The organism is Evansella clarkii (genome assembly GCF_002019695.1).
GTDB lineage: Bacteria > Bacillota > Bacilli > Bacillales > Salisediminibacteriaceae > Evansella > Evansella clarkii.
This window is the reverse complement of sequence record NZ_KV917376.1, coordinates 4,656,072-4,675,012: the sequence shown is the minus strand read 5'-3', so window position 1 is coordinate 4,675,012 and position 18,941 is coordinate 4,656,072. Positions and strand designations below refer to the sequence as shown.

Below are 18,941 nucleotides of genomic sequence, written 5' to 3'. Positions count from 1 at the left end.
TAATGTTTTAGATAAGGTTCGTATTAAAAATAATAATCCTGAAGTATGAAATAAATTCAAGTGTAAAAAAACAACCGGAACAGAGAGTGTGGTAAGAAATGAAAACAAATGATTACATTAAATACATGACACAGCAGATTGTCAGCTATGCAGATCTTCCTAAAGAAGAGCGTCTTGCAAAAAGAGAAGAGAAGCGTTCTGCCCGGCAGCCAGGTATCTATCACTGGTTCGGCTTACTGCCGTATGCGATCATGCAGCCGCTCAAAAGTATAAAAAGAAGCAAACGAGGCAGAAGACATTAAAACGGTGGCCTGGCAGGCGAAACTGCCAGGTTTATTTTTTTGGCTTCAACATATCTGGTGTGCTTCCTGTATGCTCCGGTAAACTTTTCACTGGCCTTTACACGACATCACAAGTGTTTTTCCTTTCCCGGGTGGAGCGGATGATTATAAAAGTAAAACAAACCTCCGTTAATAATATTGATTTCTATTTTCGGCTCATATTGTGCTTTCAATGCTTCTTTTTCCAGATAATATACTTCTGGTTTTTCTTCCTCCTCTTGATAGAACCCCTCCAGCAGCTGTTCATCTTTTCTCCAGCGGCATACTGCGTCTGAAGCCCAGGAGTGATCTTCCTTCTCAAGCCCGGAATAAAGGAAAGTTTTAATTCTTTCTATTCCTGATCTTACTTTAATGATTGGTGCTACAGTAAAACAGTAATCCGGAATTTGCTCGTGAAAATTCTTCCCGGATATGGTCTCATACATGTCTTCAATTATTTCACCTGTAATAAGGCTGAGTCCTATGGAAAAAAAACGATCTTTTTTATGGTCGCACAAGTAAGAAACCGCCCCGTTAATATTCAGCCACGGTTTTAAAGGGAGGGACGCTGTTTCAGGCTTTACTGACTCATAAAGCAGGGAATAGCTGCCCTTCTTCATAGCCGTATTAAAAATCTGGTGCAGTCTTGGGGAACCGAAGTGAACTTTTTCTCCTTTCAGGTCTTCAGGGGCTGCAGCAGGATCAGTTATAAGAGTCAACTTCATTGGGTTAGGGATACCGTTTATTTTTTCAAGGTAATGCCAGTAAAATGGCCGGTTCATCAATGCCTTGTCCATGTCTATTGACAACTGCACATGAAGATGGCCTTGAGATTCCTCCAGAAGAGGGCTTTCATGCTCCTGAAAGAATCTTTTTAAATACGAATGAATTTCTGTCTGGTTCATAGTGACATCCTTTCTGAACTGTCTGGAGCAATAATGGAGGAGAGATTATCCATTTTAACGCGTATTTCTCCATCAGTATCGGAGTTCAGCAATATCCTGGATACATGGTCTTCCAGCTGGTTTTCTGAGAAATTCTCCAGGATGGCATCCAGTTTTCCAATTACACCTTCAAATAAGCCGATTTTTTTATAAAGCAGATTTAATATATGATCTTCAATCGTTCCGTCTACTGCAAAATTATAGATTTCCACATCGTGCTCCTGTCCCAGCCTGTGAATACGTCCAATCCTCTGTTCTATCCTCATCGGATTCCATGGGAGGTCATAGTTTATCATCTTATGGCAGAACTGCAGGTTGATACCTTCACCTCCGGCTTCAGTAGCGATTAAAACTTGTGCATTGTTCTGGAAAAGCTGTTTCATCCAATCTTTCTTACTTCGTTTAAATCCTCCCCGGAATGGGACGGAGCGGATGCCGTGCTGTCCGAGGAACCACTGCAGATAAAGCTGTGTAGCCCTGTATTCTGTAAATATAATAACTTTTTCGTCTGACCCTTTGATGAGAGAAAGGACTTTTTCCGCTTTGGAATTTTGCTGAACTTCATTCAGTACATTTAATATATTGTTGAGTTCTTCAGTCACTTCCTTGTTTTCCTGGTATTGTTCCACCAGATTTCTTAATGTTACAAAGGCAGCTTCCCGGCTCGAACAAACTTCCCGCTGCAGAGTGAGCACAGTGAAGGAGAGTCCTTGTGTTTCCATGCTGCCGCGCCATTTATGTTTTATATTGCAAACTGCATCATACAGCCTTCTTTCTTCCTCGGTGAAATGAATTTTTACCGTTTCAATAATTCGCTTCGGCCAGTCCATCCCTGAGTCTGAACGTCGGTTTCGAATCATTACTTTCTGTATTAGTTCATTCAGCTGCTCATGTGCAGCCCCTTCTTTATATTTTTTCTCAAACCCTGCTTCAGCTCCAAGATGCCCCGGTTTAAGAAGAGTTATTAAGTGGAATACTTCGCTCAGCTTATTTTGCACCGGCGTAGCTGTCAGGAGAAGGCAGAACTTCTTTTTCAGGCTTCTGACAAACTGATAATTTTTTGTTTGTTTATTTTTCAGTTTGTGCGCTTCGTCCACAATGATAAAATCATAATCAATATTCTGGATCACGGAAGCGTGGGGCTCCCTTTTCGCTGTATCGATAGAGGTGACGGTGACATCTATATTTTCCCATGCAGGTTTTTTCCGCTGTTCAACTGCCGGTATAAAGAATTTTTCGTTCAGTTCCCGGCACCACTGGGTTACCAGTGAAGCAGGAACAAGGATAAGCACTTTTTTTACAAGTCCCCGAATCATATACTCTTTTAAAATAAGCCCTGCTTCAATCGTTTTTCCAAGCCCGACTTCATCAGCGAGAACCGCTTTTCCATTCATTTTTTCAATCACTGTTCTGGCAGTCTCGTACTGGTGGGGATAGATCGTTAAATCAGGCAGGTGTTTTGGTGCTTCGAGACCGTAAAAGTCAGATACTAGTCTCTGTCTGCCTGCCTCGTAAGCCATTTTGAATTTGGACCACGTTCCAAGATCCCGGTTGTTTTCAAGGCAATTAATAAATTCATCTGCCCACTCATCGTCAAAATGTATATCAGGTTTCAACTTGACCGCTCCTTTCCAGTTGTTTAAATAGCTGATTCTTATCCTGACCAGCAGGTTTTAAGAACGCCGGAGGATAATTATTGGAAAACTAAAGGGCCTGGATACCCTGAAAAATAAGAAAGTTCTGTGTTGCAAGTAAAATTAAGATAATGGTACTATGTACATAGTGAAATGATGTTTGATTCATATTATGAACCTATTTTTACTAATTCATGAATTTTGATTTACAAAAACTAATATTTGCGGATGACAGCATGGGGAGAGGGCGTCCAGTTTATTGCAGTAAACTGCACACAAATGGGCGACGCCGAAGGAGCAAGCGCGATACAGCGTGAATCTCTCAGGCAAACAGACTCTTGCTGGACGCACCTCTGGAAAGTTCCCGGACATTCAGGGCCGGGCACCCAAGGGGCTACCTTCACATATTCATTGTTTTACAGACAATGGCTTGCTGCTGTGAAGGGAAACTCTCAGGTCACAACGACAGAGACTGGCTCAATATGTGAGGCACGTCTCTGTCTTTTTTTGTGTGTTTTACAGCTTAACTGACACAAAAGATGTACAGCCGGGTCTTCACATCAGGATTATGCCCTGTTTGAAAACGATTACAAAAAAAGCGGAGGTGGCTTACTTTGGCAAACAAGAAAACACCATTATATGAGATTTATCAGGATTACAACGGAAAGACAATTGATTTTGGCGGCTGGGACCTTCCTGTCCAGTTTTCAGGGATTAAAGAAGAGCATGAAGCAGTGAGGACAAAGGCGGGTCTGTTCGATGTTTCCCATATGGGAGAGATTGAAGTGAAAGGAAAGGATGCCTTGCCTTATCTTCAGAAAATGCTGACGAATAATGTGGCGAAGCTGAAAGACTACGCTTGCCAGTACCATGCGATGTGTTATGAAAACGGGGGAACAGTTGATGACCTCGTGCTTTACAAGCGAAATGAAGAAGATTATCTGCTGGTTGTGAACGCTTCTAATATTGAAAAAGATTATGAATGGCTCACCCAGCATGCTGAAGGCGAAGTGGAGATCAGCAATGTATCTGACGAATACGCCCAAATTGCGGTACAAGGACCACTTGCAGAGCAGATAACACAAAAGCTTACGGAAACGGACCTTTCTGAAATTACTTTCTTCAAGTTCAGGGAAGGAGTAAGTCTTGACGGTAAAGAGGTACTCATTTCAAGAACAGGCTACACAGGAGAAGATGGTTTTGAAATCTACTGCCGCCCTGAAGACGCTGCAGATCTCTGGAAAGCAGTTCTTTCAGCAGGGAAAGAAGATGGCATTGTGCCATGCGGACTCGGAGCGAGAGATACACTTCGTTTTGAAGCACGCCTGCCTCTGTATGGACAGGAACTTTCAAAGGACATCACACCTGTTGAAGCAGGAATTGGTTTTGCCGTGAAACCTGATAAGGATGAAGACTTTTTTGGAAAAGAAGTACTCAAAAAGCAGAAAGAAGAAGGAGCGTCAAGGAAGCTTGTTGGTCTTGAGATGATTGATAAGGGTATTCCCCGTACAGATTATGAAGTATTTAAAGACGGGGAAAAAATCGGCTTCGTAACAACTGGTACACAGTCACCTACCTTGAAGAAAAACGTAGGTCTGGCACTTATCGATTCAAAGTATAAAGATCTTGACACTGAAGTGGAAGTTCAGGTAAGAAAACGCCGTTTAAAGGCAAAAGTTGTTGCAACTCCGTTTTATAAACGTTAATAGTCCAAAGGGGGATGACCTAAAGTGAAATTTCGCTATTTGCCAATGACGGATAAAGACCAGAAAGATATGATGGAAACGATCGGTATAGACAATATAGATGAATTGTTCGCCGATATCCCGAAAGATATTCGCTTTGATGGAGATTTAAAAATTGAAGAAGCTCTTGATGAAACAACACTTCTGAAGGAAATGGGCCGGCTGGCAAACAAAAATATTAATATTAAAGAATATAATTCTTTTCTTGGCGCCGGTGTTTACGAACATTATGTGCCGACAGTAGTAAACCATATGCTTCTTCGTTCGGAATTTTATACTGCTTATACACCGTACCAGCCTGAAATTTCTCAGGGGGAATTGCAGGCGATCTTTGAATTCCAGACGATGGTCTGCGAGCTTACAGGTATGGAAATTGCTAACTCTTCCATGTATGACGGTCCAACTGCACTGGCAGAAGCCGCTATGATGAGCGCCGGGCATACACGTAAGAAAACAATACTTGTTTCAAAGACAGTTCACCCGGAAGCAAGAGAAGTACTTAAGACAAATGCAAAAGGCCAGAACTTAACAGTAGTTGAAATTGATGAGAAGGACGGAGTAACTGACCTTGACCATCTTTCTTCTGAATATAGCGATGATACAGCATGTGTAGTCGTCCAGTACCCTAACTTCCTTGGTAACGTGGAAGATTTAAAAGCAATTGAAAAAATTGCCCATCAGGGAAAAGGGCTGTTCGTTGTATCTTCTAACCCATTAAGCCTTGGTGTGCTTCAGCCTCCTGGAAAGTTCGGAGCAGATGTAGTGGTTGGGGATGTTCAGCCATTCGGTATTTCGACACAGCTTGGCGGCCCTCACTGCGGATATTTTGCAGTCACGAAGAAATTAATGCGTAAGGTGCCTGGACGTCTTGTAGGACAGACAACGGACGATCATGGAAACCGTGGTTTTGTTCTGACATTGCAGGCGAGAGAACAGCATATTCGAAGGGACAAAGCTACAAGTAACATTTGTTCCAACCAGGCATTGAATGCTCTTGCAGCATCTATTGCTATGAGTGCCCTTGGTAAGCATGGTGTGAAAGACATGGCAATGCAAAACATTCAGAAAGCACATTATGCGAAAGAACAGCTTAAGAAAAATGGTCTGGAAATCGCATTTGACAAGCCGACTTTTAATGAATTTGTTGTCCGTTTGAATAAACCGGTAAAAGAAGTGAACGAAGAACTTTTAGCGCATAAAATAATTGGCGGATATGATCTCTCGAGAGATTACCCGGATAAAGAAAATATGATGCTTGTAGCTGTAACGGAACTCCGTTCTAAAGAAGATATCGAAGAATTCGCATCAGTATTGGGGGGAGTAAAATGAATCGGGAAAACCAGGAATTGATTTTTGAAATCAGCAAGGAAGGGCGTATTGGATACAGCCTGCCTGAACTCGATGTGCCGGCAACTAACATTAATGATCTGATCCCGTCAGAGTACCAGCGCGAAGAAGAGCCTGATCTGCCTGAAGTCTCTGAACTGCAAATCGTCCGTCATTATACGGCGCTCTCAACAAGAAACCACGGAGTGGACTCAGGATTTTATCCCCTTGGCTCTTGTACAATGAAGTATAATCCAAAAATTAATGAAGATGTAGCCAGATTTCCGGGCTTTGCCCACCTGCACCCTTACCAGGATCCTTCTACGATCCAGGGAGCTCTTGAACTTATGTATAAACTGCAGACGTCCCTTGAAGAGATCACAGGGATGGACCAGGTTACACTGCAGCCGGCAGCAGGAGCACATGGCGAATGGACAGGTTTGATGATGATCCGTGCATTCCATGAAGCAAACGGGGATTATCACCGTACAAAAGTAATCGTGCCTGACTCTGCGCACGGTACGAACCCTGCATCTGCAACTGTAGCAGGTTTTGAATCCGTCACTGTGCGTTCAAATGAAAAAGGAATTGTTGACCTGGATCACCTTCGTGAGGTTGTTGGGGAAGACACAGCAGCCCTCATGCTGACAAACCCGAACACTCTTGGCCTGTTTGAAGAGGAAATCGTTGAAATGGCTAAGATCGTGCACGAAGCCGGAGGTAAACTCTATTATGACGGAGCGAACTCCAATGCGATTCTCGGGATTACCCGTCCAGGAGATATGGGATTTGACGTTGTTCACTTAAATCTTCATAAAACCTTTACAACACCTCACGGAGGCGGCGGTCCTGGATCCGGCCCTGTAGGTGTTAAAAAGGAACTTGTTCCATACCTGCCTAAGCCTGTTATTATGAAGGATGGAGACAACTACTACTTCGAATATAACCTGCCGGAATCTATAGGAAGAGTGAAGCCTTATTACGGAAACTTCGGTATTAACGTACGGGCGTACACATACATCCGTACTATGGGGCCGGTTGGACTCCGTAAAGTTTCCGAGTATGCTGTGCTGAACGCCAACTATATGTTCCGCCGTCTGGAGCCGTATTTTGACGCTCCGTACAAACAGCACTGTAAACATGAATTTGTTCTATCCGGCCGCAGGCAGAAAAAATTAGGTGTGCGTACTCTTGATATTGCAAAACGCCTTCTTGACTTTGGCTATCATCCGCCGACAATCTACTTCCCGTTAAATGTGGAAGAGTGCCTGATGATCGAGCCGACAGAAACTGAGTCAAAAGAAACACTGGACGAGTTCATCGATGCGATGATACAAATCGCTAAGGAAGCAGAGGGAAATCCTGAAATCGTACAGGAAGCCCCTCACAACACGGTAATAGACCGCCTGGATGAAACTACAGCTGCGAGAAAACCGGTTTTACGCTACCAGAAAGAAAACTAATTAAAAAACCTCCTGCCCGGTTTTGCCCGGGAGGAGGTTTTTTATATGCTAAATATGAAAGTATAAATTCCCAAGATAATTGTCTGGCTCCAGCGACGAGCGTTTACATCACGAGTATGCTTCGAGTTGTCTCGACGGATACGCATCGAAGCTCTGCTGGAAGAGGAAGAGACAGCTACTCGAGGTCACTTCAGGCAGGCCACTACCTGAATTTGCATCTGTGCTGCCTTGCGACGAGTAATCGCAGGAGCACATGGAAGCCAAAGAGCGGCTTCCATGGCGCTTGCGCTTTTCTTTCTTTATTTTTTAATTTTACCAGACCATTTTCTGAATCCGCCCTTTAGGGAAACAACTTCTTCCACACCTCGTTTTTTACGGAGGATTTTCGCCGCCTGTACGCATCTGCTGCCGCTCTGGCAGTATAGGTAAACAGGCTTGTCCGGCCGGATCTCAGATGCCCGCTGGCGAAGTTGTGACAAAGGAATATTCCTGGCACCGAGAATATAACCAGTCTTGAATTCTCGTTCCTCACGAACATCAATCAGCTGGGCCTTACGGTAGTCTTTTTTGAATTCTTCCTGCTCCAGCGTTTTCATGTATTTAGGTTTCTTCATACGAACCACTATAAAGACAATCAGAATAATGGTTAAAATAATAAGAGTCCATGGTGTCATATTGGTCAGCTCCCTTTCTCTGTCTATTCACTGTTTGTAGATTCCATTATAAATGATATACGGAAACTGAGTTGCGCGCAATGTTCAGCAAGCAAATTTTTTAAGCAGTCCATTTTGACGTATGCTATTTTTTCTGTATGATAGATAAAGTAAATAATTTATAATGCGAGGTAAACTATATATGGAAACATGGTATTTTTTAGATTCCGGAGAAAAGTCCCCTGCATATAATATGGCCCTCGATGAAAAGCTCATGGACTGGCACCGGGCCAAGCTTATTCCCCCGGTAGTACGTTTCTATGGCTGGGATCCTGCCACATTATCAGTAGGTTATTTTCAGAAAGCAGAAAAGGAAATTGATTTCGAAGCTGTAAAAAAACACGGACTTGGCTTCGTACGCCGGCCAACAGGCGGCAGAGGGGTGCTTCATGAAGACGAGCTTACATACAGTGTGATTGTATCTGAAGAACATCCGGCTATGCCGGAAACAGTGACCGAAGCATACCGTGTCCTGTCGGAAGGACTCCTCGAAGGCTTTCGTGACCTCGGCCTTCAGGCAGAATTTTCGATACCGAGAACCGAGGAAGATAAAAACAAGTTAAAACAACCCCGTTCCGCAGTATGCTTTGATGCTCCATCATGGTATGAACTTGTCGTCGAAGGAAGAAAAATTGCCGGAAGCGCACAGACAAGGCAAAAGGGAGTTATTCTTCAGCATGGGTCAATTATTCTTTCGCTGGATGAAGATAAGCTTTTTGATGTCTTCAAATACCCCAATGAAAGAGTAAGAGAGAGGATGCAGAAAGCATTCAGGAATAAAGCGGTGGCTATTGAGGAACTTACCGAAAAGCCAATTACAATTCCGATGATGAAGGATGCGTTTAAAAACGGTTTTGAAAAAGCACTGAATATCCAGCTGGAGCCATTAACACTTACTGCAGACATGGAACAGGAAGTGAATGAGCTGATGGAGCAAAAATACGATAAACCGGAGTGGAATTTTAAAGCTTAAAAAGAACATGTCGGCCATTCGGCATGTTTTTATTTTTTTTGGACCTTGCAGAACTTCTGCAGAGATTATTCTTTATAGATTGAATGAATTTAATCTTTAGGCTTTGAATAAAAAAGTCGAACATTAATTTTCGATTGCAGCGTAAGACAGCGACTGTCTCTTTCTCTGCCAGCTTAGCTCCGTAGAATATCCGTCGAGACAACCCGATGCATTTGCGATGAAAAAGATGCTCGTTCCGGCGGGAAAAGCATGAGAAGCTGAAAATCCATTTTTGACGGCGTTCAACCGTAAAAATTAGTTGAGGCAGTGCCCGCAGAAAGCGTCCGTCTGAAGCGTAAATCGATCAGCAAAGTAACATTTTAAGATAATGTTCCCATTAAAGTAGAAAATCTAGAATTATGAAATCAATTTAATTCGCCTGTGAGATATGTCGAATAAAAAAACAGTCGATTAAAATCGACATATTCCACCTTTTTTTAGCAAACTATAAATTTTTCTTTTTATGAAAAATAGCTGGTGATTATCCAGTATTTTCTTCGGTTCTCTTGCTTTTTTATCGTTTTCCGAAGTTGACAAAACCATATGTATATTCAACAGAACTCTATATATAGTATTTTTGTATTTTAGGTGTACACTATATATTGATCGGGTATTATATCTGTGCTATGCTTAAACAAGCATAAAACAATATTGGCATTAGTTGCCATAAGATCAAGGAACCGATCTTTGACAAGCAATAATACGACAATTTTTTAATGAAAGGGAGCGAACGCCTGTGAAGACGTTTATGTCTGAAAAGACGATCAACGTGGAGGAGCTGAATAAAGATATTGAGCAGTTTCCCCAGGTCTTTCCAATTACTCCGGATATGAAGATAAAAAAAAGCGGAGTATCACGATTGGTCATGCTGGACCGCTATACGTTCAAAGACACCGAGAAGAAAACTCTGAAAACCGGAGATTTTGTAGTTCTCACAGTTAAAGAAGATCCTAAATTCCCGGCAAGGGGATATGGAATCGTTCAGGAAATTGACTGGGAGGAAAACCGGGCTAAAATTAAAATCGACGATGAATTCATCGGTGTCCTCGAGGAACAGCAGGAGAAACAGACAGGAATTGTATCCCGTTCTCTTGATACGATAGACAAGCCTCTGGAAATATATTACGAGCAGATCGCAAAAAGAAATGCGAGAGGCCTGGCTGAAGTGGAAACAAACCCTGAAAAAAGACAGGAATCTTTCGAAAAGTTTTATCATGAACTGATGAATATGAATTTTGTGCCTGCCGGCCGTGTCCTGTACGGAGCAGGAGCTGAAACAGACGTAACATATTTCAACTGTTATGTGATGCCTTTTGTGGCTGACTCAAGGGAAGGTATTTCCGAGCACCGTAAACAGGTTATGGAAATTATGAGCCGGGGCGGCGGTGTTGGAACGAACGGTTCCACTTTACGGCCGCGCAACACACTGGCAAGAGGAGTAAACGGTAAATCGTCAGGCTCTGTGTCATGGCTCGATGATATCGCCAAGCTTACACATTTAGTGGAGCAGGGCGGGTCAAGACGTGGCGCTCAAATGATTATGCTGTCGGACTGGCATCCGGACATTTTAGAGTTCATCATTTCTAAAATGCAAAATCCAAGAATATTAAGATATCTCCTTGAAAATACCGAAGATTCACATATTCAGAGACTCATTAAGGAAAAACTCAAATTTACTCCTTTAACAGAAATAGAAGAGTCTATGTACCAGGGAATTATAAACTATAAACATATTCCGGGAACTGGCGGGTTCGATCCGAAAGTTATCCAGGAAGCGGAAGAAAAGCTGCGGACTGGCGGCACGTATTCGGTGAACAACTCTGAGTTTTTAACCGGAGCGAATATTTCTGTATGTATTACAGATGATTTTATGAAAGCTGTCGAAAATGATGAAGATTATGCTCTTCGTTTCCCTGACGTGGAAAACTATACAGTAGAGGAAATGGAAGCATATAACCGGGAATGGCAGGAGTACGGAGACGTGCGCGAATGGGAAAAGCTTGGCTTTGGCATTAGAACTTACCGGAAGATCAAAGCGAAAGAGCTGTGGAATCTCATTAATATCTGCGCGACTTACTCCGCTGAACCAGGAATCTTCTTTATCGACAATGCAAATGAAATGACGAACGCAAAAGCGTACGGACAGAAAGTAGTAGCGACTAACCCGTGTGGTGAACAGCCACTTGCACCATACTCTGTCTGTAATCTTGCAGCAGTGAACCTTGCTGAAATGGCAGATAAAGATAATAAACAAGTAGACTTCGAAAAGCTGAAGCAGACTGTCGCGACTGGTGTGAGAATGCAGGATAATGTTATCGATGCAACTCCATACTTCCTTGAAGAAAACACAAAACAGGCAAAAGGCGAACGCCGGGTGGGCCTTGGTGTGATGGGGCTGCACGACCTGCTCATTTATACAGAGACAGTATACGGCTCAGAAGAAGGTAATGACCTCGTAGATAAAATCTTTGAAACTATTGCAGTTACTGCATACAGGACAAGCATCGAGCTTGCGAAGGAAAAGGGAAGCTTCCCGTTCCTTGTCGGCAGCAACGAGCAGGAAACAAAGCATCTGCGAATGAAATATATCAACACCGGTTACATGAAGAAAATGCCGGAAGATGTGCGTCAGGGAGTTCTGGAATACGGGATTCGTAATTCACATCTGCTGACTGTTGCTCCAACTGGAAGCACTGGGACAATGGTTGGCGTAAGTACAGGCCTTGAGCCTTACTTTTCCTTCTCTTATTTCCGCAGCGGACGTCTTGGTAAATTTATCGAGGTTAAAGCGGAAATACTGCAGGAGTATCTGGATGAAAACCCGGACACAGATCCAGAAAATCTGCCGGAGTGGTTCATCTCAAGTATGGACCTTTCACCTGAAGCCCATGCGGATGTTCAGTGTGTCATCCAGCGCTGGGTAGACAGTTCATTGAGTAAAACTGTTAACGCTCCGAAAGGCTACACAGTGGATCAGGTTAAAAGCGTATATGAGCGTCTTTACAATGGTGGAGCAAAAGGCGGTACTGTCTATGTAGACGGAAGCCGCGACTCCCAGGTATTGACTCTCAAAGCAGAGGAAAACGATATGTACGCGGTGGAACTAGCTGGAGAACCTGATAATGAAGAGCCGAAAAAGAAAGTAGTACTTGTAGATACAATCGCTGATTTGCGAAGCACTTCAGTAACTTACGGCAGCGAAGTAGGAGACACATGCCCTGTATGCCGTAAAGGTACAGTGGAAGATATCGGCGGATGCAACACATGCACAAATTGCAGCGCCCAGTTAAAATGCGGCTTGTAAAAATGTAAATATATAAAGAAGAGGGTGCCCATGTATCGATGATGTTGGGGTACCCTCTTTTTTATTTAGATAGCAGGTCATATATCATGACTTGGGGATGAATATGTTCTGCAAAGGAAATTAAAGTACAAATTTTGTATAACAAAGCCCGATTTATCCCGCAAATTAATTGAGACACCGTCGTCACCTTCGAACTAACACAGCAGCTTTGTTTTCCCATATCACGGCAGACGCCGGTAGTTTCTGTCCACGATTTATAGTATACTTTATTCAGACGCACAGGAAACGAAAAAAGGAATGACTGCAGTTTGGAGGGGAACACATGCCAACACCGAGCATGGAAGATTATTTGGAGAGGATTTACTTACTTATTGAAGAAAAGGGTTATGCCAGAGTTTCCGACATAGCGGAAGCATTAGTGGTACACCCATCATCGGTTACAAAAATGGTACAGAAATTAGATAAGAGCGAATACCTTATATATGAAAAATACCGCGGTCTCGTTCTTACGCCTAAAGGTAAGAAGATCGGTAAGCGGCTCGTATACCGCCATGATTTACTGGAAGAGTTCATGAAACTTATCGGGGTAAACAAGGAGAATATTTATCGTGATGTAGAAGGAATAGAACATCACCTTAGCTGGGACGCGATTGACAGAATTGGCGACCTGGTGCAGTATTTCGAGGAAAACCCTGGGCGGGTGGAAGAACTCAGAGAAGTTCAGAAAAATAATGGATAAAACAGTAACAAGCTTTGGCTGAAATCAGCAAGGCTTGTTTTTTTATGCATTTTCGGAAGCTGCCCATCTCTCCGTCTGCCTGACAAGTTAATTGGTTACCTTTCCCCTTTCCTAAACCATATAGAAAATAATCATTTTTCCCCAGGTAACAGCTAAAATAAACTAAGGGGGAGGGATATGAAAAAGGTTGATGGGGTTTTTACAGGCGGCGGACTTAAAGCTTTTGCTTTTGTAGGTGCAATCCGGGAACTGCATAAAAAAGGAATAGGCTTTGAAAGGGCGGCAGGTACAAGTGCAGGGGCGTTAGTTGCAGCTCTGATTAAGGCTGGATATACGAGTACCGAAATGGAATACTTGTTTGAAGAAATGGATGCTGAACAATTGCTGGAACCATCCAGGCTTCCTATCCTTTCATCATTTTACAGATGGCTCAGAGTTTATAAATCAATGGGCCTGTATAAAGGACGCCGGTTTGAAGACTGGGTTTTTACTGTACTTAAACAGAAAGGAATCATAACTTTTGGAGACTTAGAACCGGGCTCTCTGAAAATGATAGCATCAGATCTGACTCATGGCCGTCTTGTCGTTCTTCCTGACGACCTTGTTCATTATGGATTGATTCCCGAGCAATTCTCAATTGCAAGGGCTGTGAGAATGAGCTGCAGCCTGCCATTTTTCTTCGAGCCTGTTAAACTGGTCAGTAATGAGGGGCAAAGGGCACTCGTCGTTGACGGGGGAGTGCTGAGCAATTTTCCTATCTGGCTGTTTTTCTCGGAAGAAATGAAAAACCCTGTACGTCCAGTGCTCGGGTTACGTCTCTCCCCAGCGGCGGATTATACATCGCCTATGGAAATTAAAAATGCATTTAACATGCTCCATTCTTTGTTTGAAACGATGCGTCAGGCTCATGACCAGAGGCATATAGCCACGAAATTTGAAAGAAATATTATCTTTATTCCAACAGAGGATATACCGGTTACCCAGTTTTCCCTGGATGTGGAAATGAAGGAGCGGCTTATCGCAGCTGGAGCAAAAAGCACAGGAAAATTTCTAAAAGCCTGGTCGTACTAAAAACAAACCAGGCTTTTGCTTTAGGTGCTTATACTAATCATAATTCCCTTGCTTCAGTCTGAGGTTTATAGACTTTCAGTAATATAAGAAGTACCGGAACGAGAATGGTAATCCATAAACCAAGAGCTATTCCAAGTGTCATTTCGGGAAGTGGCACCCACGCATTAAACAGCAGGTCTGTTCCGTAGAAGAGAAGTATACCGGCGCTCCCGATAAAAAAGGCGATAAATCGCTTGCGAGGGCTGTTCCTGCTTATGTCCATTTTAATTTTTATGGATTCAAGAGTTACTCCGATCCCGGTACCCAGCAAAATTCCAGGATAAATTAATAATTCATTTACAGGGTACAGAATTGCTGCAAGAAACAAAGGAAGGAGAATGGAAAAGATTATTAAATAAAGTTCAGGCATTCCCCCAATCCAGTCCAGTGACCGGTAAAAAGTATAAACAATAAATCCGCCGATTAATACTCCTCCAGCAATAGAGAAGGCTGTTGTATCTGTTAAAATCAGGAGCATGATGCTGAATAGTGCTGGCGGAATCATACATAGCACCACATCAGTTTTATTTCTTGCTAAAGGAATAAAAAAAGCAAAAAAAGTTGTTACTGCCTGTATGTTCGGATGGGTAAAAGGAAGCAATTCATCCCCTGCGTGGAAATAAGGGATGTGCAGAGTTATTATATGGGCAATGCTCATGGAGAATACGGTCAGAAAAAGCACCTGAAATCCTGTGGCTTTATTAACTGACCAGAAGATCCCTCCCATAAAAATCAAAAAGACGATGAGCAGCCATTCCGAAGGTACAGGTATAAATATATTAGCAGTTTCCATTGTCCCATCATCTCCTTCCCTGACAGAAAAGCCGGATTAAACGAAAATAATAACAAAAGAACCAAGCATTAGAATAAAGCTCGGTTCTTTTTCTTGTTCTTTTTTCCTTCAATGACCGTAAGCTTTACATTTGACTGCCGTTTGACAAGTGGCCTGGATACACGTTTCTTTTTATCTGGTTTCTGGCTTTTAGCGCCAGCATATTTTTTTCGTGCATTTGCTTTGTGGACCTGGGCACTTTGCTGAGGAGAATAAGCGGCTTGCTCCCCCATAATCTTTGGCATAACAAATCTTCTGAATACAAACAGCAAAATAGCTACTATCCCAACAGTAACCAGAATTTGCATAAGCAGTGACCCTGGAGAAGTGAATAATCGGACAGCTAACCCCAGAACAGCCAGACCGAGAATGGTTAACACGAGTGGGTGTAATGAGTGACGCAGCATTTCTGCACACCTCCTGAATGAGTTTTATTAGAATCTGTATTTTTATTAAACGATTAATATATCCTGATCAACTGTTTTCTTTTTTTAAAATGTAATGGACGAATTACTTTGGGCATTATAAACCTTATGTTTGTACGATACTTTTTTTATTACCTGTCAGCAGTATTTGAAACCCTGCATTGTATCAATAAACTGTGCAAAGCCTGCAGTGTAGCAATTCTGAACACTCTTCAAAAATAGGAGTTCTAATAAAAGTTATTATAATTATTATATTCTACATGGCTCTGCTGATTCCCTCCATGAAAAAAAGTTTTCCCGGCAGATTATGTTTAATATACTATTCCCTCCTTTTAGGAAGACTACACACGTAGTTAACATCTATATTATGAAAAACTATTTGAAAAATGGACACACTACTGATGAGGTGATTTTAAGTGAGCAGCAATCAATTAGAACAAAACCAGACAGAGAAAGAGATGCCATTTAATGTTGTAATTGCAATTACAGGATTTTTTGGAGGGTTATTCTGGAGTCTCATCAGTTATCTTGCATTTTATCTGAATTTTTCCCGTGTGGGACCAGCACTCGTATTAATGCCCTGGGCTCTGGGCGACTGGAAAAATACTTGGATCGGGCAGCTGGTCAGTATAGGAATAATCTCTGTACTCTCCATCGGAATTGCTTTTGGTTACAGGCTGATATTTGTGAAAATAAACAAACCTTGGCCAGGGCTCCTTTACGGCGTAGGACTGTGGGGATTTATTTTTATTATTTTAAATCCAGTTTTTCCAGGGCTTAAACCAATAACGAGTCTGGATATTAACACACTCGTAACAAATCTTTGCCTGTTTGCAGTGTACGGTTTATTTATTGGTTATTCCATTTCTTATGAATACCATGAAAGAACGGTGCATGAGGGTGAAACTATTCAAAGCTGAAGTCCTGTGATAGAATGTTCCTTGGAACATTCTATTCTCTTTTTATTCGTTAACAGGGGAAACAAAGTTTGCAAAATATGCGGGAGGAGAGGAAGATATGAGTCGTGTAGAAAAGATACGCCAGAGTTTCAGCGATTACGAAATCGACGGAATACTTTTAACAAGCGGCTATAACCGTCGTTATATGACTGGTTTTACAGGAACAGCGGGAGTTGCCCTTATTTCCGGAGGCGAGGCAAAATTCATTACAGACTTCCGGTATACAGAGCAAGCGGAGAATCAGGCGGAAGGTTATGAAATTGTCCAGCATAAAGGGCCGATTTACGAAGAAATTGCAGCGCAAATTTCTGAGATGGGCATTAAAAATCTTGGTTTTGAGAAAGATCATGTTACATACAGTACATATGAAGTTTACCGGGAGAATCTAGGTGCAAATTTAGTCCCTGTCAGTGGTCTTATTGAAAAAATGCGACTCATTAAAGATGAACAGGAACTGAATACAATAAGAGAAGCGGTCGCTATTGCCGACTCAGCCTTTGATCATATTCTGGGGTTTATCAAACCTGGTGTTAAGGAAATCGATGTATCAAATGAACTTGAGTTTTTCATGAGAAAACAAGGTGCTGTTTCATCAGCGTTTGATATTATTGTTGCGTCCGGAAGCAGATCCGCTTTGCCTCATGGTGTGGCAAGCGATAAGACTATCGAAACCGGGGAGCTGGTAACCCTTGATTTTGGAGCGTATTATAAAGGGTACTGTTCCGACATTACAAGAACGCTGGCAGTTGGAAATCCGTCAGACGAACTTAAAAAGATATATAATACAGTTCTTGAAGCACAAATTAAAGGTGTGGAAGGAATTAAACCGGGTATGACAGGTAAAGAAGCGGATGCTCTCACCCGGGATCATATTACTGATAAAGGTTACGGCCAGTATTTTGGCCATTCTACCGGTCACGGGCTCGGTATGGAAGTCCATGAGGGTCCTGGACTGTCATACAAATCAGATACAGTACTCGAGCCGGGCATGGTCGTGACAGTGGAACCTGGAATTTATATCGCCGGTCTGGGCGGAACACGAATTGAAGACGATATTGTTATTACAGAAAACGGTAATGAAATTCTTTCTAAATCCTCAAAGGAGCTTATTATTTTAGGGGAAGAATAAGATGACCGATTATTTAACAGGAGGACTGAATTTATGATTTCCGTGAACGATTTAAGAACAGGTTTGACAATTGAAGTAGATAATGACATCTGGCAGGTAATGGAATTTCAGCATGTGAAGCCAGGGAAAGGTGCCGCCTTCGTAAGAACAAAGCTGAAAAGCTTAAGAGGAGGAGGTATTCAGGAGAAAACCTTCCGTGCCGGGGAGAAAGTTGGAAAAGCTCATATTGAAAACCGTAAGATGCAGTATTTGTATGCAAGCGGTGATACACATACGTTCATGGATAATCAATCTTATGAGCAGCTTGAACTTCCGGCAGCACAGCTGACAGAACAGCTGAAATACCTGAAGGAAAATATGGAAGTGCAGGTTCTGCAGTATCAGGGTGAAATACTTGGTATTGATGTACCGAATACCGTAGAGCTGAAAGTAACAGAAACAGAACCAGGCATAAAAGGAGATACTGCTTCAGGAGGCACGAAAGCAGCGGTGCTCGAAACAGGACTTTCTGTGCAGGTACCTTTCTTTGTTAATGAAGGGGATGTACTGATTATCGATACCCGAAACGCCCAGTATGTATCCCGGGCATAAAGATGTCAGGACACGCAAACCGAAAGAGGTTTGTGTGTTTTTTTGTGTGCCCGGCATGTGCATACGCTTTAGGGTTCAAGTCCCGAACAGTGAAGGTCGTTGTAACTGCTAGCTAAAGGCAAGGGTGTCCGGGGCGACTCGGAATCTGAAGGAAGCCGGAGGCAAATCTCCGACCCGAGGAACACGAATCTCATACAAGGCTGTCTGGTCTGGATGAGGCTGCAAAACAAGTCAAAGTCCTAACGACCGAAGGATCCGGCAGTAAATGAGGCGGGTATATGGAGAGGAAGTTTATGCACTTACCCGGGGAGGTCTGACAGGAACGCCGTACAAATGCGGTAACTGATTCCAGGAGGAATCACTGAACTGTCAGAAGTCAGCCGAAGCCATAGTACCACAGATTTCTAGATTTTGTGGGAAGGGCTGAATCATGAAAAGAGTGCTCATCCACCTGCGTACGTATCATTCGATGACACAGAACATACCAGCTTGCCTAGGAAGCAGAGGTGAATCCCTCCAGGGCTTAGGAAGCGTGGAGAATGATACCACACAATGGAAAGGAAGAGCCACGTGGAGGTTAATGTGATGTTGGAAGAGATATTACACCGAGACAATTTGAATAAAGCATATCTCAAGGTAGTCCAAAATAAAGGGAGCCAGGGCGTTGACGGCATTACCACTGCGGAACTGAAATC

The 18,941-nt window shown here is 42.7% G+C and carries 16 protein-coding genes and 2 riboswitches; of the genes, 11 read left to right on the top strand and 5 right to left on the bottom strand.

Annotated features, from left to right (window positions below; all coding sequences use genetic code 11):
• Positions 1 to 98 precede the first annotated feature (98 nt).
• Positions 99 to 302 carry a YqzE family protein gene (locus tag BK582_RS22035; RefSeq protein ID WP_078597096.1) on the top strand — a complete coding sequence of 68 codons (204 nt, stop codon included), beginning with the start codon at positions 99 to 101 and terminating at the stop codon, positions 300 to 302.
• A gap of 107 nt (positions 303 to 409) precedes the next feature.
• On the opposite strand, the gene BK582_RS22030 is transcribed toward BK582_RS22035, so the two are convergent.
• Positions 410 to 1,225, bottom strand: coding sequence for a YqhG family protein (locus tag BK582_RS22030; RefSeq protein ID WP_078597095.1), 816 nt, complete (start codon positions 1,223 to 1,225; stop codon positions 410 to 412).
• Complete coding sequence (locus BK582_RS22025; protein ID WP_139368282.1) at positions 1,222 to 2,880, bottom strand: DEAD/DEAH box helicase; 1,659 nt, start codon at positions 2,878 to 2,880, stop codon at positions 1,222 to 1,224. The genes BK582_RS22030 and BK582_RS22025 overlap by 4 nt, the downstream gene beginning before the upstream one ends.
• A 246-nt stretch (positions 2,881 to 3,126) precedes the next feature.
• A riboswitch (glycine riboswitch) is annotated at positions 3,127 to 3,246 on the top strand.
• 3 nt (positions 3,247 to 3,249) lie between these two features.
• A riboswitch (glycine riboswitch) is annotated at positions 3,250 to 3,369 on the top strand.
• 143 nt (positions 3,370 to 3,512) lie between these two features.
• Here BK582_RS22025 and gcvT point away from each other — a divergent pair.
• The 3 genes from gcvT to gcvPB are packed head-to-tail and all read left to right on the top strand — an operon-like array spanning position 3,513 to position 7,432.
• Positions 3,513 to 4,604 carry a glycine cleavage system aminomethyltransferase GcvT gene (gcvT, locus tag BK582_RS22020; protein WP_078597094.1) on the top strand — a complete coding sequence of 364 codons (1,092 nt, stop codon included), beginning with the start codon at positions 3,513 to 3,515 and terminating at the stop codon, positions 4,602 to 4,604.
• 24 nt (positions 4,605 to 4,628) lie between these two features.
• The gene (gcvPA, locus tag BK582_RS22015) at positions 4,629 to 5,972 is read left to right on the top strand and encodes an aminomethyl-transferring glycine dehydrogenase subunit GcvPA (RefSeq protein ID WP_088035728.1); all 1,344 of its coding nucleotides are present in this window, start codon (positions 4,629 to 4,631) and stop codon (positions 5,970 to 5,972) included.
• Complete coding sequence (gene gcvPB, locus BK582_RS22010; protein WP_078597092.1) at positions 5,969 to 7,432, top strand: aminomethyl-transferring glycine dehydrogenase subunit GcvPB; 1,464 nt, start codon at positions 5,969 to 5,971, stop codon at positions 7,430 to 7,432. The genes gcvPA and gcvPB overlap by 4 nt, the downstream gene beginning before the upstream one ends.
• Before the next feature lie 299 nt (positions 7,433 to 7,731).
• Here gcvPB and BK582_RS22005 read toward each other — a convergent pair whose 3' ends face one another.
• Positions 7,732 to 8,106, bottom strand: coding sequence for a rhodanese-like domain-containing protein (locus tag BK582_RS22005; protein ID WP_078597091.1), 375 nt, complete (start codon positions 8,104 to 8,106; stop codon positions 7,732 to 7,734).
• A 181-nt stretch (positions 8,107 to 8,287) separates the two neighbouring features.
• On the opposite strand from BK582_RS22005, the gene BK582_RS22000 reads away from it, so the two are divergent.
• The 4 genes from BK582_RS22000 to BK582_RS21985 all read left to right on the top strand — a co-directional run bounded on the left by BK582_RS22000 (position 8,288) and on the right by BK582_RS21985 (position 14,271).
• On the top strand, positions 8,288 to 9,118 hold the full coding sequence (locus BK582_RS22000) for a lipoate--protein ligase family protein (protein ID WP_078597090.1): 831 nt from the start codon (positions 8,288 to 8,290) through the stop codon (positions 9,116 to 9,118).
• A 787-nt stretch (positions 9,119 to 9,905) separates the two neighbouring features.
• Entirely contained in the window at positions 9,906 to 12,461 is a 2,556-nt protein-coding gene (locus BK582_RS21995) for a vitamin B12-dependent ribonucleotide reductase (RefSeq protein WP_078598225.1), read from the top strand.
• A gap of 322 nt (positions 12,462 to 12,783) precedes the next feature.
• Entirely contained in the window at positions 12,784 to 13,200 is a 417-nt protein-coding gene (mntR, locus tag BK582_RS21990) for a transcriptional regulator MntR (RefSeq protein WP_078597089.1), read from the top strand.
• 177 nt (positions 13,201 to 13,377) lie between these two features.
• The gene (locus BK582_RS21985; RefSeq protein ID WP_078597088.1) at positions 13,378 to 14,271 is read left to right on the top strand and encodes a patatin-like phospholipase family protein; all 894 of its coding nucleotides are present in this window, start codon (positions 13,378 to 13,380) and stop codon (positions 14,269 to 14,271) included.
• A gap of 37 nt (positions 14,272 to 14,308) precedes the next feature.
• On the opposite strand, the gene BK582_RS21980 is transcribed toward BK582_RS21985, so the two are convergent.
• Both BK582_RS21980 and BK582_RS21975 read right to left on the bottom strand, forming a co-directional pair.
• Complete coding sequence (locus BK582_RS21980; RefSeq protein ID WP_078597087.1) at positions 14,309 to 15,103, bottom strand: hypothetical protein; 795 nt, start codon at positions 15,101 to 15,103, stop codon at positions 14,309 to 14,311.
• A 68-nt stretch (positions 15,104 to 15,171) separates the two neighbouring features.
• Entirely contained in the window at positions 15,172 to 15,549 is a 378-nt protein-coding gene (locus tag BK582_RS21975) for an SA1362 family protein (protein ID WP_078597086.1), read from the bottom strand.
• Between the two features lie 434 nt (positions 15,550 to 15,983).
• Between BK582_RS21975 and BK582_RS21970 the strand changes: the two genes are divergently transcribed.
• The 3 genes from BK582_RS21970 (at position 15,984) to efp (ending at position 18,246) form a co-directional block, all read left to right on the top strand.
• Positions 15,984 to 16,487 carry a YqhR family membrane protein gene (locus BK582_RS21970; RefSeq protein ID WP_078597085.1) on the top strand — a complete coding sequence of 168 codons (504 nt, stop codon included), beginning with the start codon at positions 15,984 to 15,986 and terminating at the stop codon, positions 16,485 to 16,487.
• A 97-nt stretch (positions 16,488 to 16,584) separates the two neighbouring features.
• Positions 16,585 to 17,655 carry a M24 family metallopeptidase gene (locus BK582_RS21965; protein WP_078597084.1) on the top strand — a complete coding sequence of 357 codons (1,071 nt, stop codon included), beginning with the start codon at positions 16,585 to 16,587 and terminating at the stop codon, positions 17,653 to 17,655.
• 33 nt (positions 17,656 to 17,688) lie between these two features.
• A complete protein-coding gene (gene efp, locus BK582_RS21960; protein ID WP_078597083.1) occupies positions 17,689 to 18,246 on the top strand; it encodes an elongation factor P in 558 nt (185 codons plus the stop codon).
• The last annotated feature ends 695 nt before the right edge of the window (positions 18,247 to 18,941 follow it).

What these genes read in the sequence shown, in the direction of transcription:
- efp (WP_078597083.1), top strand. Translation starts at nt 17,689, where the DNA reads ATGATTTCCGTGAACGATTTAAGAACAGGTTTGACAATTGAAGTAGAT.
- BK582_RS22000 (WP_078597090.1), top strand. Translation starts at nt 8,288, where the DNA reads ATGGAAACATGGTATTTTTTAGATTCCGGAGAAAAGTCCCCTGCATAT.
- BK582_RS21980 (WP_078597087.1), bottom strand. Translation starts at nt 15,103, where the DNA reads ATGGAAACTGCTAATATATTTATACCTGTACCTTCGGAATGGCTGCTC.
- BK582_RS21985 (WP_078597088.1), top strand. Translation starts at nt 13,378, where the DNA reads ATGAAAAAGGTTGATGGGGTTTTTACAGGCGGCGGACTTAAAGCTTTT.
- BK582_RS21975 (WP_078597086.1), bottom strand. Translation starts at nt 15,549, where the DNA reads ATGCTGCGTCACTCATTACACCCACTCGTGTTAACCATTCTCGGTCTG.
- BK582_RS22005 (WP_078597091.1), bottom strand. Translation starts at nt 8,106, where the DNA reads ATGACACCATGGACTCTTATTATTTTAACCATTATTCTGATTGTCTTT.
- gcvPB (WP_078597092.1), top strand. Translation starts at nt 5,969, where the DNA reads ATGAATCGGGAAAACCAGGAATTGATTTTTGAAATCAGCAAGGAAGGG.
- BK582_RS22035 (WP_078597096.1), top strand. Translation starts at nt 99, where the DNA reads ATGAAAACAAATGATTACATTAAATACATGACACAGCAGATTGTCAGC.
- BK582_RS22030 (WP_078597095.1), bottom strand. Translation starts at nt 1,225, where the DNA reads ATGAACCAGACAGAAATTCATTCGTATTTAAAAAGATTCTTTCAGGAG.
- mntR (WP_078597089.1), top strand. Translation starts at nt 12,784, where the DNA reads ATGCCAACACCGAGCATGGAAGATTATTTGGAGAGGATTTACTTACTT.
- BK582_RS21995 (WP_078598225.1), top strand. Translation starts at nt 9,906, where the DNA reads ATGTCTGAAAAGACGATCAACGTGGAGGAGCTGAATAAAGATATTGAG.
- BK582_RS21965 (WP_078597084.1), top strand. Translation starts at nt 16,585, where the DNA reads ATGAGTCGTGTAGAAAAGATACGCCAGAGTTTCAGCGATTACGAAATC.